The organism is Geodermatophilus saharensis (assembly GCF_900188205.1).
Taxonomy (GTDB): domain Bacteria; phylum Actinomycetota; class Actinomycetes; order Mycobacteriales; family Geodermatophilaceae; genus Geodermatophilus; species Geodermatophilus saharensis.
Genome location: NZ_FZOH01000001.1, coordinates 368348 through 390748, shown reverse-complemented (window position 1 = coordinate 390748; position 22401 = coordinate 368348). Strand labels below are relative to the sequence as shown.

At 76.5% G+C, this 22401-nt stretch carries 21 protein-coding genes; 9 read left to right on the top strand and 12 right to left on the bottom strand.

Features of this window, described 5'->3' with window-relative positions; all coding sequences use genetic code 11:
- Window positions 1–29: 29 nt before the first annotated feature.
- Both CHC04_RS01940 and CHC04_RS01935 read right to left on the bottom strand, forming a co-directional pair.
- A complete protein-coding gene (locus CHC04_RS01940) occupies window positions 30–1289 on the bottom strand; it encodes an amidohydrolase (RefSeq protein WP_089402626.1) in 1260 nt (419 codons plus the stop codon).
- Window positions 1286–2491 carry a glutamate--cysteine ligase gene (locus tag CHC04_RS01935; RefSeq protein ID WP_089402625.1) on the bottom strand — a complete coding sequence of 402 codons (1206 nt, stop codon included), beginning with the start codon at window positions 2489–2491 and terminating at the stop codon, window positions 1286–1288. The genes CHC04_RS01940 and CHC04_RS01935 overlap by 4 nt, the downstream gene beginning before the upstream one ends.
- A 144-nt stretch (window positions 2492–2635) precedes the next feature.
- Between CHC04_RS01935 and CHC04_RS01930 the strand changes: the two genes are divergently transcribed.
- The gene (locus CHC04_RS01930; RefSeq protein ID WP_089402194.1) at window positions 2636–2914 is read left to right on the top strand and encodes a hypothetical protein; all 279 of its coding nucleotides are present in this window, start codon (window positions 2636–2638) and stop codon (window positions 2912–2914) included.
- Between the two features lie 110 nt (window positions 2915–3024).
- Here CHC04_RS01930 and CHC04_RS01925 read toward each other — a convergent pair whose 3' ends face one another.
- Window positions 3025–4503, bottom strand: a complete 1479-nt coding sequence (locus CHC04_RS01925; RefSeq protein WP_089402193.1) for a peptidase M16 family protein — start codon at window positions 4501–4503, stop codon at window positions 3025–3027.
- Between the two features lie 143 nt (window positions 4504–4646).
- Between CHC04_RS01925 and CHC04_RS01920 the strand changes: the two genes are divergently transcribed.
- From CHC04_RS01920 to CHC04_RS01905, 4 genes are read left to right on the top strand one after another with little or no spacing between them, the layout of a single operon-like run.
- Window positions 4647–5459 (top strand): purine-nucleoside phosphorylase, encoded by an 813-nt coding sequence (locus CHC04_RS01920; protein WP_176449794.1) that lies wholly within the window; start codon window positions 4647–4649, stop codon window positions 5457–5459.
- Window positions 5456–6280 (top strand): NAD-dependent epimerase/dehydratase family protein, encoded by an 825-nt coding sequence (locus CHC04_RS01915; RefSeq protein WP_089402192.1) that lies wholly within the window; start codon window positions 5456–5458, stop codon window positions 6278–6280. Before CHC04_RS01920 ends, CHC04_RS01915 begins: the two co-directional genes overlap by 4 nt.
- Window positions 6277–7914, top strand: coding sequence for a phospho-sugar mutase (locus tag CHC04_RS01910; RefSeq protein ID WP_245816915.1), 1638 nt, complete (start codon window positions 6277–6279; stop codon window positions 7912–7914). Before CHC04_RS01915 ends, CHC04_RS01910 begins: the two co-directional genes overlap by 4 nt.
- A gap of 2 nt (window positions 7915–7916) precedes the next feature.
- Window positions 7917–8609: a haloacid dehalogenase type II gene (locus CHC04_RS01905; protein ID WP_089402191.1), complete on the top strand. Its 693-nt coding sequence runs from the start codon at window positions 7917–7919 to the stop codon at window positions 8607–8609.
- Window positions 8610–8708: 99 nt separating this feature from the next.
- Here the strand turns inward: CHC04_RS01905 and CHC04_RS01900 are convergent, their stop codons facing one another.
- From CHC04_RS01900 to upp, 3 genes are all read right to left on the bottom strand, one after another.
- Window positions 8709–9182 (bottom strand): DUF805 domain-containing protein, encoded by a 474-nt coding sequence (locus tag CHC04_RS01900; RefSeq protein WP_089402190.1) that lies wholly within the window; start codon window positions 9180–9182, stop codon window positions 8709–8711.
- A 113-nt stretch (window positions 9183–9295) separates the two neighbouring features.
- Window positions 9296–10186, bottom strand: a complete 891-nt coding sequence (locus tag CHC04_RS01895) for a Gfo/Idh/MocA family protein (RefSeq protein WP_089402189.1) — start codon at window positions 10184–10186, stop codon at window positions 9296–9298.
- A 2-nt stretch (window positions 10187–10188) separates the two neighbouring features.
- A complete protein-coding gene (upp, locus tag CHC04_RS01890) occupies window positions 10189–10812 on the bottom strand; it encodes a uracil phosphoribosyltransferase (RefSeq protein ID WP_089402622.1) in 624 nt (207 codons plus the stop codon).
- A gap of 105 nt (window positions 10813–10917) precedes the next feature.
- On the opposite strand from upp, the gene deoC reads away from it, so the two are divergent.
- The 4 genes from deoC to CHC04_RS01870 are packed head-to-tail and all read left to right on the top strand — an operon-like array spanning window position 10918 to window position 15770.
- Window positions 10918–11913 (top strand): deoxyribose-phosphate aldolase, encoded by a 996-nt coding sequence (gene deoC, locus CHC04_RS01885; RefSeq protein ID WP_089402188.1) that lies wholly within the window; start codon window positions 10918–10920, stop codon window positions 11911–11913.
- Complete coding sequence (locus tag CHC04_RS01880; protein ID WP_089402187.1) at window positions 11913–13358, top strand: aldehyde dehydrogenase family protein; 1446 nt, start codon at window positions 11913–11915, stop codon at window positions 13356–13358. The genes deoC and CHC04_RS01880 overlap by 1 nt, the downstream gene beginning before the upstream one ends.
- Window positions 13355–14221: an aldehyde dehydrogenase family protein gene (locus tag CHC04_RS01875; protein ID WP_089402186.1), complete on the top strand. Its 867-nt coding sequence runs from the start codon at window positions 13355–13357 to the stop codon at window positions 14219–14221. The genes CHC04_RS01880 and CHC04_RS01875 overlap by 4 nt, the downstream gene beginning before the upstream one ends.
- Window positions 14222–14264: 43 nt before the next feature.
- The gene (locus CHC04_RS01870; protein ID WP_089402185.1) at window positions 14265–15770 is read left to right on the top strand and encodes a hypothetical protein; all 1506 of its coding nucleotides are present in this window, start codon (window positions 14265–14267) and stop codon (window positions 15768–15770) included.
- Window positions 15771–16065: 295 nt separating this feature from the next.
- Here CHC04_RS01870 and CHC04_RS01865 read toward each other — a convergent pair whose 3' ends face one another.
- The 6 genes from CHC04_RS01865 to CHC04_RS01840 all read right to left on the bottom strand — a co-directional run bounded on the left by CHC04_RS01865 (window position 16066) and on the right by CHC04_RS01840 (window position 22381).
- Window positions 16066–17568, bottom strand: coding sequence for a DEAD/DEAH box helicase (locus CHC04_RS01865; RefSeq protein WP_089402184.1), 1503 nt, complete (start codon window positions 17566–17568; stop codon window positions 16066–16068).
- Window positions 17569–17790: 222 nt separating this feature from the next.
- A complete protein-coding gene (locus CHC04_RS01860) occupies window positions 17791–18867 on the bottom strand; it encodes an adenosine deaminase (RefSeq protein ID WP_089402183.1) in 1077 nt (358 codons plus the stop codon).
- A gap of 9 nt (window positions 18868–18876) precedes the next feature.
- Window positions 18877–19698, bottom strand: a complete 822-nt coding sequence (locus CHC04_RS01855) for an ABC transporter permease (RefSeq protein ID WP_089402182.1) — start codon at window positions 19696–19698, stop codon at window positions 18877–18879.
- A complete protein-coding gene (locus CHC04_RS01850) occupies window positions 19695–20600 on the bottom strand; it encodes an ABC transporter ATP-binding protein (RefSeq protein ID WP_089402181.1) in 906 nt (301 codons plus the stop codon). Before CHC04_RS01850 ends, CHC04_RS01855 begins: the two co-directional genes overlap by 4 nt.
- 81 nt (window positions 20601–20681) lie before the next feature.
- Window positions 20682–21962 (bottom strand): thymidine phosphorylase, encoded by a 1281-nt coding sequence (locus tag CHC04_RS01845; protein ID WP_089402180.1) that lies wholly within the window; start codon window positions 21960–21962, stop codon window positions 20682–20684.
- Window positions 21962–22381, bottom strand: a complete 420-nt coding sequence (locus tag CHC04_RS01840; protein WP_281252179.1) for a cytidine deaminase — start codon at window positions 22379–22381, stop codon at window positions 21962–21964. The genes CHC04_RS01845 and CHC04_RS01840 overlap by 1 nt, the downstream gene beginning before the upstream one ends.
- Window positions 22382–22401 lie beyond the last annotated feature (20 nt).

The following is a 22401-nucleotide window of genomic DNA, read 5'->3' as shown; positions in this document are numbered from 1 at the left end:
CCGGCGTCGGCTCCTCGTCGGGGACCGTTCTACCGGCGCTCGCCACGCCGCGGGCGCGCGGGGTGGGCGGCGGTGGGTGCACCGGCGGCGTGCCCGGACGTGCCGGCCGCGGCGGTCAGGGCGTGCAGCGCGGTGCGCACCAGCAGCCGCACACCCACGCCGATGGCGCGCTCGTCGACGTCGAAGGTGCCGCGGTGCAGGTCGAGCGGGTCGCCGCCGCCGTTCGTCCCCAGCCGCGCCAGGGCGATCGGCAGGACGTCGGCGAACCAGCCGAAGTCCTCCCCGCCCATGCTCTGCGGCGACAGGCGGACGTTGTCCGCGCCGACGGTCTGCAGCGCCGCCGCGCGCAGCAGCGCCACGGTCCGCGGGTCGTTGACCACCGGCGGCACCCCGGGCACGTACTCGACGTCGACCCGCGCGCCGGTGGGGGCGACGACCTGCTCGACGAGCCGGCGCAGCAGCGGCTCGGCGCTCTTCCACTGCTCGCGGTCGAGCACCCGGACGGTGCCGCGCAGCGTGCCGCGCTGCGGGATGGCGTTGGGCGCGACGCCGGCGTTGACCGCGCCCCACACCAGCGAGAAGCCGGCTCGCGGGTCGACCTGGCGCGACAGCAGCCCGGGCAGGTCGGTGATCAGCCGGCCGAGGGCGTCGACGAGGTCGACGGTCAGCTGCGGCCGCGCGGTGTGCCCGCCGGGTCCGGTGAGCGTGACGTCGACCCGGTCGCAGGCGGCGGTGATCGAGCCGGTGCGCAGGCCCACCGTGCCGGCCGGGATCGCCGGGTCGCAGTGCAGCGCGAAGGCCCGCGACGCGCCGTCGAGGACACCGGCGGCCACCACGTGGGTGGCGCCACCGGGCACGGTCTCCTCGGCGGGCTGGAACACGCAGCGGACCGTCCCGGGCAGCTCGTCGAGCGCGTTCAGCGCCAGCGCCGCACCGAGCAGCACGGTGGTGTGCACGTCGTGGCCGCAGGCGTGGCACGCGCCCTCGCGGGTGGAGGCGTAGGGGACGTCCTTGAGGTCGGCCAGCGGCAGCGCGTCGATGTCGGCGCGCAGCACCACCGCCGGGTCGCCCGAGCCGACCTCGACCACCAAGCCCGTGCCGCTGGGCAGCCGGCGCGGCAGCAGTCCCGCCTCGACCAGCCGCTGCTCCAGGTAGGCCGTCGTCTCGACCTCGGCGAAGGCCAGCTCCGGGTGGGCGTGCAGGTGCCGGCGCACGCCGACGAGGGAGTCCAGGCGCTCGGCCACCCAGGCGTCGAGTCCTGCGGCCAGCTCCTCGGGGTCGCGGGTCATGCGGCGTGCCCGCCGGCGCACGCCGACGGGCCGGGCACGGGACCCTCCGGACCGGAGGCGGGGCCGGCGGCGGGCAGGCCGTCGCGGAGCTCGGCGAGCAGCCCGTCGACGACGGCGCGCAGGTCGCCGTCGGACGCCAGCGCCGCCGCCCGCTGCCGCTGGTAGGAGGCGCCGACGGCGAGCACCCGCTCGACGCCGGCCAGCTCGCCCTCACAGCCCAGCCGCCGCGCGGTGGGCGCGAGGTCCTCGGCGAGGTCGAGCAGCGCCTGCCGCACCGGCCGCACCGTGCCCTTCTCGTCGACGATGACGTCGGCGTCCAGGCCGTAGCGGGCGGCGCGCCACTTGTTCTCCCGCAGCACCCACTCCGGCGGGGTGGGAAGGGTGTAGCCGCGGTCGAGCTGGCCGTCGAACTGCTCGACCAGGCACTGCGACAGCGCGGCGACCACGCCGACCTCCTCGAGGGTCGGCAGCCCGTCGCAGATGCGCAGCTCCACCGTGCCGAAGCCCGGGTGCGGGCGGATGTCCCACCAGACCTCGCGGACGCTCTCGATGGCGCCGGTGGTGATCAGCGTCTCCATGTAGTGCTCGAAGCCGGGCCAGTCGGGCAGCTGCATGGGCAGCCCCGCCGTCGGCATGCCCTCGAAGACCTTGCTGCGCGCGGAGGCCAGGCCGGTGTCGCAGCCGACCCAGAACGGCGAGGACGCCGACAGCGCCAGGAAGTGCGGCACGTACTGGGTGAGCGCGGTGACGATCGGCATCGCCTTGTCCGGCGAGCGGACGCCGACGTGCACGTGGACGCCGAAGATCTGCAGCCGCCGCGCCAGCCACTGCATCCGCTCGACCAGCTGCAGGTAGCGCTCCTTGGGCGAGATCAACTGGGTCTGCCAGTCGGTGAACGGGTGGGTGCCGGCGCACAGCAGGCCCAGCCCGCGCCGGTCGGCCGCGGCGGCGACCTCGGCCACCGTGGCGGCGAGGTCGGCCTTCGCCTCCCCGACCGTGGTGCAGACCCCGGTGATGACCTCCACGGTCGACTGGAGCAGCTCGTGCTTGGCCTTCGGGTGCTCGTCCTCGCCGTCGGGCCGGATCTCCTCGAGGACCTCGATCGCGCCCGCGCTGAGCTCCCGGCTCTGCCGGTCGACGAGCTGCAGCTCCCACTCCACGCCGAGGCTGGAGCGCGCCGAGGAGGCGAACGGGATCTGCACGCCGGTGAGTGTAGGGAGGATCACGCCGGTCGGCCGGTCCACCGCAACCGGACCGCAACCGCTCGCGGCCGCTCCCGCAACCGCCTCCCGCTGCCCTGGTCCCGTCGCCGGGACCCGCCCGGCGCCGCACCCGGAGGTACCGCCGTGAACACCCGCCGCCCGACCCGCACCCGCGTCCGCACCGCCGTGGTCACCACCACCGTCACCACCGCCGTCGCCGCCGTCGCCGCCGTCACCGCCCTGACCGCCTCGACGGCGCTGGCCGACCCGGCCGCGCTGGACGACCGCACCCCGACCTGCTCCGCCCTGCTCGGCCAGGTCGACGACTGGCCGGGCACCGGCCCCGACGGTGTGCAGCTGTTCCCCGACTCCTACGAGCGGTACCTGCTGTCCCAGCCGGCGTGCGCCACCCCGTCGGCCTGAGCACGGGCCGCCCGGCCGGACCCGGCTCCGCCGTCCCCGTGACGGCGGGGCCGGACCCCGTCCCCGAGCTGCCGCCCCACCGTCCCGGGCGGCGGCGGTGGGGCGGCCTGTCACACCGCGGCGTACTCCGGCGCCTCGCTCGCGGGCCGGCCGAGCAGGGTGCCGGCCGGGGCCCGCTCCAGCACCGCGGCGACCGCCCGGGGGCCGTAGCGGTCGGGGTGCACGTGCACGCAGCACAGGTCGCGGCTGACCACGGTGAGGCCCCGGCCCTCGTCGGTGGGCACCAGCGCCTCGACCCGCGACCACGGGACGCCGTGCACGTCGCCGTCGGCGTCGCGGTGGGCCAGGCCCTCACGGGAGACGACCAGCGCCACCCGGGCGGCGGGGTCGAGCAGCCGCCGGTGCAGCGGCGGGCGGAACAGCGTGCCCTCGGGCAGCTCCGGCAGCGTGCCGCACAGCGGCCGGCGGGCCACGCCGGCCGGGCCGTCCCAGGAGGCGGTGTCGGGCACGGCGAGGACGGCGGTCGGCTCCGCCCGGCGCAGCGCGGCCGTGGCGTCGGCGGGGGTCACCGCGCGCCAGGCGGCCAGCGTCGCGGCGGCGGGGCGGAACGGCAGCCCGGTCGCCGCGCAGTAGGCGGCGTCGGCGAGCTCGGCGCCGGCGGCGTCCTCCTCGTCGAGCTCGGCCTCCAGCCCGGCGACGGCGTGGCCGACCTCCTCCGGCGTCGGGCCGTCGGCGCACAGCTCGGCGAAGGTGCGCCACACCAGGTCGGCGACCTCGGCGTCGTGGCCGGCGCGGGCGTCGACGACGAGCGCCACCTCGCGCCGGTCGGCGGCCAGGTCGAGGGTCAGCGAGTCGACGCGGTAGGAGAGCCCGCGGCCGTGGCGGGCACGGTCGCGCAGCCGCTCCCCGACGACCTGCACGCCGACGGCGAGGGCGGCGTCGGCGGGGGTGTCGGTGGCCAGCAGCAGGCCGACGCCGGGGGCGTCGGTGCGGGTCCACACCGGCCCGTCCTGCGGGCGCGGCACCGGCAGCCGGCGCGGCGGGCGCGGTCCGGCCGGCAGCGGCAGCCGCAGCCCCGCCGGCAGCGGCCCGTGGCACCACAGGGCGGCGTTGCCGCGGACGAACCAGCGGGCGGCGTGGGCACGGACGGCGTCCTCGGTCAGGTGGTGCGGCCCCGGCCCGGCCGACACCGTCAGCCCCGGGCCGGTGAGCCCGTAGCGAGCGGCCCACAGCGCGCTGACGGTGGACGACGTCGACCCGCAGCCCTCGGCCTGCAGGACGCCGGCCTCCGCGGCCAGCCGGTCGGTGGGCAGGTCGGCCAGCGCCCGGCAGACGCCCTCCAGGAAGGCGCCGACCGCCTGGGGCCGGCCGGTGGCGAAGAAGGCGGTGCTGTCGACGTCGGTGACGGCGTTGCAGCGCAGGTGCGTGCGGGGCAGCGCGGCCATCGCCAGGTGCTCGACGAGGTGGGTGACCTCGATGGTCGCGAACGTCTCGTCGCGCAGGCCCACGCCGAAGACCAGCGCCGCCGTGGTCCGCTCCCGCCCGCCGGCGGTGAACACCGGGACGCCGTCGATGACCGCTCGCTGCACCGGCCCATGGTCGGGGGCCGCCGCCCCGCCGTCCGGGGCCGACACGCGGCCGGGGACGGCTGGGACGGGTGGGTCGGCGGGTCAGGGCGGCCACCGCCGCCGCGGGCGCGGGACGGGCCGGGGTCCTGGGTTAGCGTCGCCGGGTGAACGATCGCGCTCCCGGTCCCGACCCCTCGTTCCTCGCCCGCATCGCGGCCGACGACCTGCAGTCCGCGCTCGGTGGCCTGCACGACGTCGCCGTCGTCATGGGATCGGGGTGGGCTCCGGCGGCGGAGGCCTTCGGCACCCCGGTCGGGTCCGTCGAGATGGCCCAGCTGCCCGGGTTCGCCGCCCCCACCGCGGTCGGTCACGGCGGCGAGGTGCGCTCGGTGCGCGTCGGCTCCCGCCGGGTACTGCTCTTCCTCGGCCGCACGCACCTCTACGAGGGCCGCGGCGTCGACCCGGTCGTGCACGGGGTGCGCACCGCGGCTGCGGCCGGCGTGCGCACCGTCGTCCTCACCAACGCCGCCGGCGGCCTGTCCCCCGACCACCGCGTCGGCCAGGCGGTGCTGATCAGCGACCACCTCAACCTCACCGCCCGCTCGCCGCTGGTGGGCGCGACCTTCGTCGACCTCACCGACCTGTACTCCGCGCGCCTGCGCGAGCTGGCCCGCTCCGTGGACCCGCAGCTGACCGAGGGCGTGTACGCGGCGCTGCCCGGCCCGCACTACGAGACGCCGGCGGAGATCCGGATGCTGCGCACCCTGGGCGCCGACCTCGTCGGCATGTCCACGGCTCTGGAGGCCATCGCCGCCCGCGCCGCGGGCATGGACGTGGTGGGCCTGTCCCTGGTCACCAACGCGGCGGCCGGCGTCACCGGGGAGGAGCTCGACCACCAGGAGGTGCTCGCCGCCGGCAAGGCCGCGGCCAGCCGGCTGGGCGAGTACCTGGTGGAGCTGACCGGGCGGCTGCCGTGACCGGTCCGGTCCTGCTGACCGGCGCCGCGGGGCAGATCGGGACGGTGCTGCGCGCGGGGTTGCCCGAGCGGGGCTGGGCGGTGCGCAGCCTCGACACGGCCGAGGTGGCCGCGCCGCGGGCGGGCGAGGAGACCGTCGTCGCGGACGTCACCGACCTCGACGCCACGACCGCCGCCGCGCGGGGGGCCGCCGCCGTCGTCCACCTGGCCGGCGTCTCCACCGAGTCCACCTGGGCCGCGGTCTCGCACGCCAACGTCGAGGGCACCTACTGCGTGCTGGAGTCCGCGCGCCGCGCGGGCGTGGGCCGGGTGGTGCTGGCCAGCAGCAACCACGCCACCGGGTTCACCGAGCGGCCGGCGTCGGGTCCGCTGCGCGAGGACGCCACCCCGCCACGGCCCGACACCTACTACGGCGTCTCGAAGGTGGCCGGGGAGGCGCTGGGCGCGCTCTACGCCGACCGGTACGGCCTCGATGTCGTCTGCCTGCGGATCGGCACCCAGGCCCCCGAGCCCCCGAGCCTGCGGGCGCTGGCCACCTGGCTCTCCCCGCGCGACGCCGTCTCCCTCGTCCACGCCGCGCTCAGCGCGCCCTCCCCCGGCTTCCGCGTCGTGTGGGGCGTGTCGGCCAACACCCGCGGCTGGTGGGACCTGACCGCCGCCCGCGCGCTGGGCTACGAGCCGGCCGACGACGCCGAGGGGTTCGCCGCGGCGCTGGTGGCGGCGCACGGCGAGCCGGACCCGGCCGATCCCGTGCACCGGCGGGTGGGCGGCGAGTTCACCCTCCCCCGCTTCGACGCCGAGATCGCCGGGGCGCGGTCGTGAGCGCCGCCGACGCGCTGCTCGACCGGGCCCGTGCCTGGGCCGCCGCCGACCCCCACCCCGGCGACCGCGCCGAGATCGAGGCGCTCGTCGCGGCCGGCGACACCGCCGAGCTCGAGCGCCGCTTCGCCGGGCCGCTGGCCTTCGGCACCGCCGGCCTGCGCGGCCCGCTGCGCGCCGGGCCGGCCGGCATGAACGCCGCCGTCGTCACCCGGGCCGCCGCCGGGCTCGGCGCGTGGCTCACCGACGCCGGCTTCGGCCGCGGCGGCGTCGTCGTCGGCTTCGACGCCCGGCGCCGCTCCGACGAGTTCGCGCGCGTCACCGCCGCGGTGCTGGCCGCCGCCGGTTTCGCCGTGCAGGTGCTGCCGCGGCCGCTGCCCACGCCGGTGCTGTCCTCGGCGGTCCGGTCGCGAGGCTGCGTGGCCGGCGTCATGGTCACCGCCAGCCACAACCCGCCGGAGGACAACGGCTACAAGGTCTACCTCGCCGACGGCGCCCAGCTGGTGCCGCCGGCCGACCGGGAGATCGAGGCCGCCATCGCCGCGGTCGGCCCGGCCCGGGAGGTGCCGACGTCCGACGAGTGGGTCACCCTCGGCGACGACGTGGAGGCCGACTACGTGGCGGCGGTGGTGCGGGCGCTGGACCCCGCGCAGGTGCCGGCCATCGTGCGGCAGGGGGTCACGGTGGCCTACACCGCGATGCACGGCGTCGGCGCGGCCACGACGCGGGCGGTGTTCGCCGCCGCCGGGTTCGCGCCCCTGGTGAGCGTGCCCGATCAGGACGCCCCCGACCCGGGGTTCCCGACGGTGGCCTTCCCCAACCCGGAGGAGCCCGGCGCGGTCGACCTGCTGCAGGACCTGTCCTCCCGCGTCGGGGCCACCGTCGCGATCGCCCAGGACCCCGACGCCGACCGCTGCTCGGTGGTCTGCGACGGCCGGCAGCTCACCGGCGACGAGGTCGGCGCGCTGCTCGGTGACTGGCTGCTGCGCCGCGGCGTGCGCGGCACGTACGCGGCCTCGCTGGTCAGCGGCTCGCTGCTGCACGCGCTGACCCAGGCCCACGGCGTGCGGTTCGCCGAGACCCCGACCGGGTTCAAGTGGATCATCCGCGCGGGCACCGACGCCGAGCCGCTGGTCTTCGGCTACGAGGAGGCCCTGGGCTACGCGGTCACCCCCGACGTCGCCCGCGACAAGGACGGCATCTCCGCCGCCCTGGCCGTCGCGCTGCTCACCGCCGAGCTCAAGGCCACCGGGCGCACGCTCGTCGACCGGCTCGACGAGCTCGCGATCGAGCACGGGCTGTTCGCCACCGGCCAGCTCTCGGCGCGGGTCGAGGACCTCTCGCTGATCAGCGACGCCATGGCCCGGCTGCGGGCCGACCCGCCGCGGCGGCTGCTCGGGCGCGAGGTCACCGCCGCCGACCTGCTGCACGAGGACCCGCCGGTCGACGCCGTCCGGCTGCTCGGCGACGGCGTCCGGGTCGTCGTGCGGCCCAGCGGCACCGAGCCGAAGCTCAAGGCGTACCTGGAGACCGTCGTCCCGGTGCACGACGACGCCGGCGTGATCGCCGCCCGCGGCCGCGGCGAGGACGAGCTCGACCAGCTGCGCGGCGAGATGGCGCACGCGCTGGGGCTGTAGCGGTGGACGTCGGCGCGCTGGTCTTCGACGTCTTCGGCACCGTCGTCGACTGGCGCGCCGGCGTGGCCCGCGAGGCGGCCCGGCTGCTGGGACCCGGCGTCGACGCGGCCGCCTTCGCCGACGCCTGGCGGGCGCGGTACGAGCCGTCGATGCAGCGGGTGCGCGGCGGCGAGCGGCCGTTCGTCCCCCTCGACGCGCTGCACCGCGAGTCGCTGCCGGAGGCGCTGGCCGAGGTCGGCGCGGGCCCCGTGCCCGACGACGTCGCCGGCGAGCTGGTGCTGGCCTGGCACCGGCTCGACCCGTGGCCCGACGCGGTGCCCGGGCTGACCCGGCTGCGGCGGCGGTTCGTCCTCGCGCCGCTGTCCAACGGCGGCGTGCGGCTGCTGGTCGACCTGGCGCGGCGGGGCGGGCTGCCGTGGGACCTGGTGCTCGGTGCCGAGGTCGCCGGCCACTACAAGCCCGACCCGCAGGTCTACGACTCCGCGCCGCGGCTGCTCGCGCTGCCGCCGTCGCGGGTGTGCCTGGTCGCCGCGCACACCGACGACCTCGCCGCCGCGCGGGCCCGGGGGCTGGCGACGGCCTACGTGCACCGGCCCGCCGAGTTCGGCGGGGACCCCGTGCCGCCGGCCACCGACCCGCACGCCGACCTGTCGGTCGGCTCGCTGGAGGAGCTGGCCGCCGCCCTCGGCTGCTGAGCCCCGCCGAGTGTGCGGTCGTGGTCGCTCACCGCGGCGTGTCCGCGCGGGTCTGCGACCACGACTGCGCTCTCGACGCGGCGCCCGGGTCAACCGGGTTCACCAGGTCGCGAGCTGCGGCTCCCGCCGGGCCGGCCGGACGGCGCCGTCGTACTGGTTGCGGCCGGGGTCGCCGGCGAGGCAGCCCACGACGACGAACAGCACGATCGGGCCGGCGATGGGCACCAGACCCCAGAGCAGGAACCACCCCGAGCGCCCGGTGTCGTGCAGCCGGGTCACCGCCGCGCTGATCGAGGGCGCGAAGAGCAGCAGCGAGACCAGCAGCGTGATCGGGCCGCCGGAGAAGCTGGCCTCGGCGCTGTAGGAGTAGTAGCCGTCGTAGCCGTAGGACCCGCTGTACCAGGCGGTCCCGAGGGCGATGTCGGCCCAGACGGCCGCGACGCTCGCGGCCCACAGCGGCAGCGCGTAGTGCAGCCAGTAGGTGCGCCGGTCGATCCGCCCGCGGCGGACGTACCAGCTGCCGGCATCCGGCGTCCGGGTGCCGCCGCGGCCGGGGTACGAGTACTCGCTCATGTCCGTTGCTCCCTGTCCGGCCCCGGTCCCGGGGCGCTGGGTGTCGTCGGGAGCGACTCTGGCGGCCGGCACTTGCCCCGCCCTTGCGGGCGACTGCAGGCCGACCTGCGACGTCAGGCCGGCACGGACTCCCGGCAGCCGGAGGCCAGGGCGCGCGAGGCCGTCTCGAGGACGCGGACCACCTCACGGCCGAACCCGACGTCGCACGGGTGGGTGCCGCCGGTGAGGGCCGCCGCAGTCAGCTCGTCGACCGCCGCCGACAGCGACTCCACCGCGCTCTCGGTGTCGGGCAGCAGCACCAGCCGGCCGGCGTCGCCGTGCACCGAGAACTCGATGCCCGTCGCCAGCGGCGCCACGGTGTGCGACAGGGTGACCGTCGAGGCCACGCCGGGGGTGGCGTGCTGCAGGACCAGGTGCACGGTGTCCCCGGCGCCCGCCCCGGCCTGCACCGACACGACCGGCCCCAGCGCCGGCACCAGCAGCGACAGCGCGTGCGGCCCGATGTCCCACAGCGCCCCGTGCTGCCGGCGCCAGGCGGAGTCGAACGGGCTCCCGGCCAGCGCCGACAGCCACGACGCCGCGCCGCCGGCCAGCCGGGTGCGGGCGGCCTGCGCCAGCCACGTCGTCGTCGCGGCCTGGAAGCGGAAGGTGAAGAACACCACCGAGGCCACCCCGGCGGCCGCCACCGCGGTCACCACCCGGTCGGCGTCGGCGGTCGACAGGCCGATCGGCTTCTCCAGCAGCAGGTGCCGACCGGCGGCCGCGGCCTGCTCGGCGAGGGACACCTGCACGTCCGGCGGCACGGCGACGGCGACCGCGTCGACCCGCGCCAGCAGCGCGGCGAGGTCGTCGGTGCCCGGGACGTCGAACTCCGCGCCGACCGCGGCGGCCTTCCCCGCGTCGCGCCCCCAGACGCCGACGAGCTCGGCGGTCGGGTGGGCGGCGATCGCCGCGGCGTGCACGGTGCGGGCCCAGTGACCGGTGCCCAGGACCCCGAAACGCACGGTCAGACGGCGCCGAACTGGCGGTCGCCGGCGTCGCCGAGGCCGGGGACGATGTAGGCCTTGTCGTTGAGCCCCTCGTCGACGCTGGCGGTGTACACCCGCAGCGGCAGCCCGCTGTCCTCCAGCCGCTGCAGCCCGGCAGGGGCGGCCAGCGCGCACAGCACCGTGATCTCCGTGGCGCCGCGGTCGGTGAGCAGCGTGCAGCAGGCGACCAGCGACCCGCCGGTGGCCAGCATCGGGTCGAGGACGAACACGTGCCGGCCGACCAGCGACTCCGGCAGCGAGGCCATGTAGGCCTCGGGCCGGAAGGTCACCTCGTTGCGCGCCAGGCCGACGAAGCCCATCTGCGACTCCGGCAGCATCCCGTGCGCGGTGTCGGCCATGCCCAGGCCCGCCCGCAGCACCGGCACGATCAGCGGCGGCGCGGCCAGCCGGTAGCCCGTCGTGGTGGTGACGGGGGTGGTGATCTCCTCCTCGGCCAGCTGCAGGTCGCGGGTGGCCTCGTAGACCAGCATCTGCGTCAGCTCGCGCAGCGCCGCACGGAAGGCGGCGTTGTCGGTCCGCTCGTCGCGCATCCGCGACAGTCGGGCGCGGGCGAGCGGGTGGTCGACGACGGTCAGCTGCACGGGCGCCACCGTATCGGTCGGCTCCCGCGCCCCGGCCGGGAAGCGGCCACCCCCTCGGGGCGACCGCGCTCCCGGGCCGGCCGGCGGGACAGGGAGAATGGCGGCATGACCCACGTGCTCGACCCCGGGACGCTGGCGGCCGGGACCCGGCCCGGCCCGGGGCCCGCGGCGCCGTTCGACGACGTGACCCGCTCGGACGCCGCCCTCCGCGCCTTCCTGCACGGCCTGCCCGGTGTCGACCAGGTGGGGGCCGAGCAGCGCGCCGCCACGCTCGGCACGCGCTCGATCAAGACCACCGCCAAGGCGTGGGCGATCGACACCGCGATCGCGATGGTCGACCTGACCACGCTCGAGGGCGCCGACACCCCCGGCAGGGTCCGCTCGCTGGCCGCCAAGGCCCGCCGTCCCGACCCCGACGACCCCTCCTGCCCGGCGGTCGCCGCCGTCTGCGTCTACGGCGACCTCGCCGGCGTCGCGCGGGAGGCCCTGGCCGGCACCGGCATCCACGTCGCCGCCGTCGCCACCGCCTTCCCCAGCGGCCGGGCCAGCCGGGCGGTCAAGCTCGCCGACGTCCGCGACGCCGTGGGCAACGGTGCCGACGAGATCGACATGGTCATCGACCGGGGCGCGTTCCTGTCCGGCCGCTACCTCGAGGTCTTCGAGGAGATCGTCGCGGTGAAGGAGGCCTGCGGGGACGCCCACCTGAAGGTCATCCTCGAGACCGGCGAGCTGGTCACCTACGACAACGCCCGCCGCGCCTCGTGGCTGGCGATGCTCGCCGGGGCGGACTTCATCAAGACCTCCACCGGCAAGATCTCCCCCGCGGCCACGCTGCCGGTCTGCCTGGTGATGCTCGAGGCGGTCCGCGACTTCCGCGCCGCCACCGGCACCCAGGTCGGCGTCAAGCCCGCCGGCGGGATCCGCACCACCAAGGACGCCGTCAAGCACCTGGTGCTGGTCAACGAGACCGTCGGCGCCGACTGGCTGTCCCCCGACTGGTTCCGCCTCGGCGCCTCCAGCCTCCTCAACGACCTGCTCCAGCAGCGGCAGAAGCTGCGCACCGGCCACTACTCCGGCCCCGACCACGTATCGGTGGACTGATGACCAGCCTCTTCGAGTACGCCCCCGCTCCCGAGTCCCGGTCGATCGTCGACATCGCGCCGTCCTACGGCCTGTTCGTCGACGGCGAGTTCGTCGACGGCTCCGGCGAGCCGATGAAGACGGTCAACCCGGCCACCGAGGAGGTGCTCAGCGAGATCGCGGTGGGCACCGAGGCCGACGTCGACCGGGCCGTGAAGGCCGCCCGCCGCGCCCACACCCGCGTGTGGGGGCCGATGCGCCCGGCCGACCGCGGCAAGTACCTGTTCCGGATCGCCCGCATCCTGCAGGAGCGGGCACGCGAGTTCGCCGTGCTGGAGTCGCTGGACAACGGCAAGCCGATCCGGGAGTCCCGCGACGTCGACGTCCCCCTGGCCGCGGCGCACTTCTTCTACCACGCGGGCTGGGCCGACAAGCTCTCCTACGCGGGGCTGGGTCCCGACCCGCGCCCGCACGGCGTGGCCGGCCAGGTCATCCCGTGGAACTTCCCGCTGCTGATGCTGGCGTGGAAGGTCGCCCCCGCGCTGGCCACCGGCAACACCGTCGTCCTCAAGCCGGCCGAGACCACCCCGCTGAGCGCGCTGCTGTTCGCCGAGGTGTGCCGGCAGGCCGACCTGCCGCCCGGCGTGGTCAACGTCGTCACCGGCGCCGGCGAGACCGGCCGGGCCGTCGTCGAGCACGACGACGTCGACAAGGTCGCCTTCACCGGCTCCACCGAGGTGGGCCGCTCGATCGCCCGCGCCGTGGCCGGCACCCGCAAGGCGCTGACCCTCGAGCTCGGCGGCAAGGCGGCCAACATCGTCTTCGACGACGCCCCGATCGACCAGGCCGTCGAGGGCATCGTGCGCGGCATCTTCTTCAACCAGGGTCACGTCTGCTGCGCCGGCTCCCGGCTGCTGGTGCAGGAGTCCGTCCACGACGAGGTCATCGCCTCGCTGCAGCGGCGGATCGGCACGCTGCGGGTGGGCGACCCGCTGGACAAGAACACCGACATCGGGGCGATCAACTCCGCCGAGCAGCTCGCCCGCATCCGGGAGCTGTCCGAGATCGGCGAGGCCGAGGGCGCGCACCGCTGGCAGCCGGCCTGCGAGCTGCCCGACCGCGGCTTCTGGTTCCCGCCGACGGTGTTCACCGACGTCTCCCCCGCCCACCGGATCGCCCGCGACGAGGTGTTCGGCCCCGTCCTGTCGGTGCTCACCTTCCGCACCCCGGACGAGGCGGTGGCCAAGGCCAACAACACCACCTACGGGCTGTCGGCCGGCATCTGGACGGAGAAGGGCTCGCGGATCCTCGCGATCGCCGACCGGCTGCGCGCCGGCGTGGTGTGGGCGAACACGTTCAACCAGTTCGACCCGACGTCGCCCTTCGGCGGCTACAAGCAGTCCGGCTACGGCCGCGAGGGCGGCCGCCACGGGCTGGCCGCGTACCTGAAGGAGAGCGCCCGGTGAGCGACCGTCTGGCGGTCCGCAAGACCTACAAGCTGTACGTGAACGGGGCCTTCCCCCGCTCGGAGTCCGGCCGCACCTACGAGGTCGCCGACGCCCGGGGGGCGTTCCTCGCCAACGCCGCGTGGGCCTCCCGCAAGGACGCCCGCGACGCCGTCGTCGCCGCGCGGGCCGCGTTCGGGAGGTGGTCGCGGGCCACCGCCTACAACCGCGGCCAGGTGCTCTACCGGGTGGCCGAGGTGATGGAGGGCCGGCACGCGCAGTTCTGCGAGGAGGTCGCCGCCGGGGAGGGGCTGTCCTCCGGGCGGGCGCGGGCCGTCGTCGACGCCGCCATCGACCGCTGGGTCTGGTACGCCGGGTGGACCGACAAGCTCGCCGCGGTCCTCGGCAGCGCCAACCCGGTCGCCGGGCCGTTCTTCGACTTCTCGCTGCCCGAGCCCACCGGCGTCGTCGCGGTGCTGGCCCCGCAGCGGTCCTCCCTGCTGGGCCTGGTGAGCGTGCTGGCGCCGGTCCTCGCCGGCGGCAACACCGCCGTCGTCGTGACGTCCCACCGGCGCCCGCTGCCGGCGGTGACGCTCGGCGAGGTGCTGGCCACCAGCGACGTCCCCGGGGGCGTGGTCAACCTGCTCACCGGCGACGCCGGCGAGATCGGCCCGTGGCTGGCCGAGCACGACGACGTCGACGCCGTCGACCTCACCGGCGCGCCGGCCGACCGGGCGCTGGAGCTCGAGCGGCTGGCCGCCGGCAGCATCAAACGGGTGCTGCGCCCGCCGGCCGAGGAGCCGGACTGGACCGCCGACCCGGGTACGTCGCGGATGACGCGGTTCCTCGAGACCAAGACGGTGTGGCACCCGAAGGGCGTCTGACCCACGGACGCGGTGCCGGCCCGCGCCGGGCAGGATGGGCTCCGTGGCCAGGCCCAGCATCGTCCCCATCGCGCTCATCCTCGACGACCGCACCGGCTACACCCTGTGGGCGCCGCCGTGGGAGGAGGACGGCGAGGAGTGGCAGGCCTTCCTCGGCACCTCCGAGGGGGACACCGCCACGGTGCACCTGTTCCCCACCCCGGCCGCGCTCGCCGCGTTCTGCCGCACGGCCACCGACCACGACCTCGCCGACCACCCGGTCTGGCCGGTGGTGGCGGGGCTGGGCGCGGCGGACCTCACGCCCGACGACGACCACCGCTACGACCTCGACGGCGTCTACGACATCGCCGCCGAGAACCCCGACCGGTGGGCGGTCGAGGAGCTGGCCGCCACGGTCGACATCGTCTCCCGCCTGGCCGAGTGCCTCGACACCGGCGGCGTCGACGACGCCCCGACGGTGGGCTCGCGGGTCGTCGAGCCCGACACCGACACCGACGACGCGGACACCGACGCCGCCGACCTCGACGACGACGAGACCGAGTTCCCCGCGCTGGCCGAGCTGGTCGCCCGCCCGGAGATCGGCTCGCTGGGCCTGGGCGTCGAGGCGTTCGTCGGCCGCTCGGGCGAGGACGCCTGGGGCGGCGTCGGCGGGGCGCTCGACGACCTGTGGGAGGACGTCCTCGAGGAGCTGTCGGGTCACCTGGACTGGACCGGCGCCGGCACCACCACGCTCGACGCCTACCCCTCGGTCGCCGACGACGAGGACCTCGACGACGAGGACGACACCGCGGACGACACCAGGGACGGCGCGCCGGCGGGGGCCACCGCGGTCGGCACGGTCGGCTCGCAGGAGACCGTGGCGCCGGGCTCCGACGGCTCGGGCGACCGGCCCGCCGCCGGGTCCACGGCGGCCGCGCCGGCGGAGGCGGCGACCGCGGGGGTGAGCACCATCCGCGGCGGGAGCCGGATCACCGCGACGCCGGCGGCGGTGGCCGCCGCGGCGGAGTTCTGGGAGGCCGTCGGGATCCTCCCGGTGGAGCTGGTGGTCCCCGACGGCGCCGGGGTGACACTGCGCTGCTACGTCGAGGACGTCGCCCGCTTCCTCGGCCGCGACGGCGAGGTGTGGCTGTTCGACACACCCGCCGACCTCGCCCGGTTCCTCGCCGGCGACGAGGAGCACGACCTCACCGAGATCGCGTCGTGGCCCGAGGTCGCCGACACCGACACCCTGCCCCTGCCGGCCGAGCAGGACCGCTACGACCTCACCGAGCTCGGGGAGCTCCTCGCCGAGGTCTCCGGCGGCGCGGCGGGACTGGTCGACCACGGCGTCCTCGCCCAGCCGGTGGAGGGCGTCCGCGACGTCGCCGAGTACGCCGGCCTGTCCCGGGTCGAGGAGCTGCTCGCGCCGTCCGCGCCGCTGGGCCGCGCCGTCGCGATCGGCGAGCGGGAGCCGGGCACGCCGCTGCGCGCGGAGGACGCCGGCCCGCTGCGGGCCGCGTGGGACGAGGTCGTCGCGCAGGTCAGCGGCGCCCTGGTGTTCCGGGACTGACGGTCGCGCGCCGAGCCCGTGCCAGGCTCGGCGCACCGCCGGGGAGCCACCGCCTCCGCCGCTCGGTCGTGCCCTGCCCCGCTCGTGGGGGCAGAGCACGAGCGTCCGCAGGACCCACCTCCGCTGGGCACGGTCGTGCTCTGCACACACCCGTGTGCAGAGCACGACCGTGCGCAGCACAGCCCAGCGGCCGGCCCCGGGAACCGGGACCGGCCGCTGGTGAGCTACTGGAACGGCCTCCTGGCAGGGTCCCGGCCCGAGCGGAGCGAGGGGTGGGGGGCCAGGAGGTCCTTGCTCAGTCGCGCGCGGGGGCCGGACGGTCGGCGCGGCCGCCGCGCTCGCCGGGGCCGCGGAAACGGTCGCGGTCACCGGCGGGACGGCGCGGGCGGTCACCCTCGCGCCGGCCGCGGTCGCCCTCGCGCCGGCTCCCCTCGCCGTAGGGCCGGCGCGGGCGGTCGCCGTCCCGGCGCGGACGTCGGCCACCGGGGCCGCCGTGCGGGCGCCGCGACTCGCGGGCGGGCCGCTCCACCGGCTCGACCGGCACGCCGCTGGCGACGAGCTCGGCGATCGGGGCGTCGCCCGGCCGGACGCGGCTGACCTGCGGGTCGACCTTCGCCTGGCGGAACCGCCGCTTGGCCTGGCCCACCTGGTCGGGCAGCAGCAGGGACACCACCACACCGGCGGCACCGGCGCGGGCGGTGCGGCCCGAGCGGTGCAGGTAGGTCTTGTGGTCGGCCGGCGGGTCGTAGTGCAGCACCAGCGAGACGTCGTCGACGTGGATGCCGCGGGCGGCGACGTCGGTGGCCACCAGGACGGGGCTGCGGGCGTCGGTGAACTCCTCCAGCGCCCGGCGACGGGCCGACTGCGGCAGGCCGCCGTGGATGGCCTCGGCCTTGACGCCTGCGGCCCGCAGGTTCTCGGTGAGCCGGTCGACGCCGAGCTGCGTGCGGGCGAAGACGATCGTGCGGCCGGGTCGCGCGGCCAGCTCCTGGGTCACCGGCACCTTGTCGCGGAAGGCGACGCTGTAGGCCAGGTGCTCGGCGGGCGGGGCGTCGTCGCCGGGGCGCTTGACCTCGTGCCGCGCCGGGTCGGTCAGGTAGCGGCGGACCAGCGCGTCGACCTCGCCGTCCAGGGTCGCCGAGAACAGCAGCCGCTGGGCGTCGGGGCGGGTCTGGTCGAGCAGCTCCTGCACGACCGGCAGGAAGCCGAGGTCGGACATGAAGTCGGCCTCGTCGATGACGCTGACCTCGACGTCGGCGAGGGTGGCCTCGCCCTGGGCGATGAGGTCCTGCAGCCGGCCGGGGGTGGCGACGACGACGTCGACGCCGCGGCGCAGCTGCGAGATCTGACGGCCCATCGAGGCGCCGCCGTAGACGGTGGCGAACTGGACGCCGACCGCCTGGCCGAGCGGCGCCAGCGCGTCGGAGACCTGCTGGGCGAGCTCGCGGGTGGGCACCAGGACCAGCGCCCGCGGCGCGCGCGGGCCGCGGCGGGCGGTGATGCCCAGGCGGGCGAGCAGCGGCAGGCCGAAGGCGAGGGTCTTGCCCGACCCGGTGGCGGCCTTGCCGAGCACGTCGCGGCCGGCGAGGGCGTCGGGCAGGACGGTGGCCTGGATGGCGAACGGCGCGTGGATGCCGCGCCGCTCCAGCGCCGTCACCAGCTGCTGGGGCAGGCCGAGCTCCGCGAAGCCGGGGCCCTGCGGAGCGGAGGCCGGGGCGGCCGGCTCGGAGGTGTTCTGGGGGTGGTTCGGGGAGTCGTTCTGGGTGTCGACGGCGTCGACGAGGTCGAACGAGGACATGCGGGTGTGGGACTCCGATACTGCTCGGGCGCGTCCCGTGGCGTGCGCGGGCGCCGGCGTCGGCGTCCTCACTGGCGATCGCGGGCGTCGTCGACGCGGCGGATCTGCACGGATGCGCTCATGCCCGGACGGACCGTCCGGGAGGATGTCCGGCGAGTGCCGGCACACCCACGGTAACAGCGCAGGTCCCCCGGCCGTTCCGCGAGCCGGTGGTGGCCGTGCTCACCCGCGCAGCGCGGCGAACCCCGGACGGACGACGTCGTCGAGCAGCCGGGCGCGCTCGGCGTCGTCGAGGAAGGCCGCGGCCAGGGCGCGCTCGGTGACGGTCTGCACGTCGTCCCAGCCCCAGCCGTGCGCGGCGGCGACGTCGGCCAGCTCGCCGGTGACCGACACCCCGCTCATCAGCCGGTTGTCGGTGTTGACCGTGACGGCGAACCCGAGCCGGTGCAGCCGGCCGACCGGGTGCGCGGCGATCGACGGGTAGGCGCCGGTCTGCACGTTCGACGACGGCGCCACCTCCAACGGCACCTGCTCGTCGAGCACCCGCCGCGCCAGCGGACCCAGCGGCCCCTCCCCCGGCACCTCGTCGGCGATGCGGACACCGTGGCCCAGGCGCTCGGCGTGGGCGCCGTCGAGCGCGGCGCGGATGCTGTCGATCCCGGCCGCCTCCCCGGCGTGGACGGTGCGGTGCGCCCCGGCGCGGTCCAGCAGCGCGATGGCCGCCGGGATCCGGTCGGGCGGGAAGCCGATCTCCGGGCCGGCCAGGTCGAAGCCGACGACGCCGGCGTCGCGGTACCGGACCACCAGGCCGGCGACCTCCTCCCACCGGTCGGCCTGCCGCATGGCGCACAGCAGCGCGCCGACCGAGATCGGGGTGCCGGCCGCGGCGGCCTCGGCGCTGCCCTGGGCGAAGCCGTCGAGGATCGCCTCGACCGCCTCCTCGATCGGGGTGCCGCCCGCGGTGAGCAGCTCCGGCGCCATGCGGACCTCGGCGTGCACGACGCCGTCGGCGGCGAGGTCGAGGGCGCACTCGCGGGCCACCCGGCGCACCGCCTCGGGCCGCTGCATCACACCGACGGTGTGCGCGAAGGTCTCCAGGTAGCGGACCAGCGAGCCGGAGTCGGCGGCCTGGCGGAACCAGGTGCCCAGTGCCTCGGCGTCGCCCGCGGGCAGGTCGCGGTAGCCGCTCTCCTCGGCGAGCTCGAGCACCGTCTGCGGCCGCAGCCCGCCGTCGAGGTGGTCGTGGAGGAGGACCTTGGGGGCGCGGCGGACGGCGTCGACGTCGAGCGGTGCGGGCACCGGCAGACGCTATCTCGTGCCGCGGTCCTGCCAGCGGAAGGTCAGGACGCACAGCACCAGCCCGGCCACGCACCAGGCGGCGAGGACCAGCGCCACGCGGCCGAGCTCCCAGGACCCTGCGGGCTCGGAGGCGGCGAGGGCGTCGGGCAGGAACACCGAGCGCAGCCCCTGGGCCAGCCACTTGACCGGGAACACCGACGCGAGGTCCTGCAGCCAGCCGGGCACCTGCTCGAAGGGCAGGAACACCCCGGACACGAACTCCAGGACGAGCGCGATCGGGGTGACCGTGGCCGACGCCGACCGGCCGTTGCGGGCCAGTGAGGAGACGGCGATGCCCAGCAGCGTGCAGGCGGCCGCGCCCAGCACCGTCACCCACGCGAAGGTGAGCCAGTCCACGCCCGAGGGCAGGTCGATGCCGTACACGGCGACGCCCACCAGCAGCAGCAGGGCGACCGTCGCCGCGGTGACCGCGAGGACCTGCACGACCTTGCCCAAGAAGTAGGCGCTCTTGGGCATCGGCGTGCCGGCGAGGCTCTTCAGCGTCCCGTCGGAGCGCTCCCCGGCGATGTGGATCGCCATGTTCTGCAGGCTCGAGCCCACCACCCCGGCGGTGATCACCCCGGCCATGAAGTACTGCGGGAAGTCCACGCCCGAGCCGAGGTCGTAGTCGAGCACCGCGCCGAGGGCGAGCAGCAGCACGACGGGGAAGACGAGGGTGAAGACCACCGACTCCCGCTGCCGGAAGAACTCCTTGAGCTCCACCCCGGCGCGGGTGCGGTACACCCGGCCCGGCGAGGGCAGCGCGGGGCGCTCCGGCGCGGCCGTCGTCATGCGCGGTCCCCGATCATCTTCAGGTACACGTCCTCCAGGGTCGGCCGGCCGACCGCGAGGTCGGGCACCTCGCCGGGGAAGCGGGCGGCGAGGTCCTGCACGAAGGCGGTGGGCGTGGTGGTCTCGGCGGTGCGCCGGACGCCGTCCTCGGTCCAGCTGACCACGGCCGGCGCGGTGCCGCGGCCGCCCAGGGCGGCGGGGACGGCGACCTCCGCCAGCCGGCCGTGGGCGAGCACCCCGACCCGGTCGGCGAGCGTCTCGGCCTCGTCGAGGTAGTGGGTGGTGAGCAGCATCGTGGTGCCCAGGTCGCGCAGCGAGCGCACCATCGCCCAGAACTGCCGCCGCGCCTCCGGGTCGAAGCCGGTGGTCGGCTCGTCGAGGAAGAGCAGCCGCGGGCGGCCGACGATGCCCAGCGCGACGTCGAAGCGGCGCCGCTGACCGCCGGAGAGGGCGCGGCCGCGGGCGTCGGCCTGCGCGGTGAGCCCCACGAGCTCGAGCACCTCGGCGGGGTCGCGCGGGTCGGCGTAGTAGGACGCGCGGGCCTGCAGCTGCTCGCGCACCGACAGCTGGCTGTCCCCGCCGCCGGACTGCAGCACGATGCCGAGGTCGGCCCGCCACCGCCGACCGCCGCGCGCCGGGTCGACGCCGAGCACCCGCACGTCACCGGCGTCGCGCGAGCGGTGGCCCTCGAGGATCTCGACGGTCGTGGTCTTGCCGGCGCCGTTGGGACCCAGCAGCGCGAAGATCTCCCCGCGCCGGATGTCGAGGTCCAGCCCGTCGACGGCGGCCCGGTCGCCGTAGCGCTTCACCAGCCCGCGGACGGAGATCGCGGCGTCCGGGTCGAGCGGGTCACCGGGGTGCGGCCGGTCGTCGGCCACGACGTGCGCGGACGTGCTCGTCACGGGGGTCCAGTCTCCTCCTCCGTGGCGAGACGGCGCCGACCGCCCCTGTGTGCACTTCCGCGGAAGTGCACACAGGGGCCGCTACGCCGAGATGCGGTCGAGCAGCAGCGGGAGCGGCTCGTCGTCGGTGTCGACGCCGACGGCGCCCTCGAGCGCCGCCAGCGCCCGCGGGATGCGGGCGGGGTCGTCGGTGTGCAGCTCCAGCAGCGGCTGGCCCGCGGTCACCTGCTCCCCCACCGCCGCCGTCCAGGTGACGCCGGCCGCGGCCGACACCGGGTCCTCCTTGCGTGCGCGGCCGGCACCCAGCCGCCAGGCGGCGACGCCGAGGGCGTAGGCGTCGAGCCGGGTCAGCGTGCCCGTGGCCGGGGCGGTCACCACGTGCTTCTCGAGCGGCTGCGGCAGCGGGGCGTCGGGGTCGCCGCCCTGCGCGGTGACCATCCGCCGCCACACGTCCATCGCCCGGCCGTCGCGCAGCGCGTCGGCGGGGTCGACGTCGGGGCGCCCGGCGCCGGTGAGCATCTCCCGGGCCAGCGCGAGGGTCAGCTCGACGACGTCGGCCGGCCCGCCGCCGGCGAGCACCTCCACCGACTCGGCCACCTCGACGGCGTTGCCGGCGGTGCGGCCCAGCGGCCGGTCCATCGCCGTCACCAGGGCCACCGTGGTGACCCCCGCCGCCTCCCCCAGCCCGACCATCGTGCGGGCCAGCTCGCGGGAGGACTCCGGGTCCTTCATGAACGCGCCCGACCCGGTCTTGACGTCGAGCACCAGCGCGTCGGCGCCCTCGGCGATCTTCTTGCTCATGATCGAGCTGGCGATCAGCGGGATGGACTCGACCGTCGCGGTGACGTCGCGCAGCGCGTAGAGCTTCTTGTCGGCCGGCGCGAGGTCGTGCCCGGCCGCGCAGATGACCGCGCCCACCTCGGCCAGCTGGCGGAGGTAGGCCTCCTCGTGCACGTCGGCGCGCCAGCCGGGGATCGACTCGAGCTTGTCCAGCGTGCCGCCGGTGTGCCCCAGCCCGCGGCCGGACAGCTGCGGCACCGCCACGCCGCACGCGGCGACCAGCGGCGCCAGCGGCAGGGTGATCTTGTCGCCGACCCCGCCGGTGGAGTGCTTGTCGGCGGTGGGCCGGCCCAGGGAGGACAGGTCCTTGCGCTCGCCGGAGTCGATCATCGCCTGCGTCCAGACGGCGAGCTCGTCGCCGTCCATGCCGCGGAAGAACACCGCCATGAGCAGCGCGCTCATCTGCTCGTCGGGGATCGTCCCGTCGGTGTAGGCGCCGATCACCCAGCGGATCTGCTCGGGCGTGAGCCGGTCGCCGTCGCGCTTGACCCGCAGTACGTCGATCGCGTCGAAGACCGCCATCAGCCCTGTCCCCGCTCGGCCGCGGCGACCAGGTCCTCGGGGCCGAAGGCGTCGGGCAGCACCTCGCTCATGGGCACGATGCCCAGCGACACGGTCTCGATGAGCATGTCGGCTCCCCCGTGCTCCCACAGCAGCTGCCGGCAGCGCCCGCAGGGCATCAGCGGCTGCCCGTCCCCGCCGACGCAGGCCACCGCGACCAGCCGGCCGCCGCCGGTGCGGGCGAGGTCGCTGACCATGCCGCACTCGGCGCACAGGCCCAGCCCGTAGCTGGCGTTCTCGACGTTGCAGCCGGTGACCATCCGGCCGTCGTCGACCAGCCCGGCCACGCCCACGGGGAACCGCGAGTAGGGCGCGTAGGCGTGCGTCATGGCCTCCCGGGCCGCGCCGCGCAGCGCGTCCCAGTCGACCGAGCCGTCCACCCCCACCGTCCTCTCCCCCA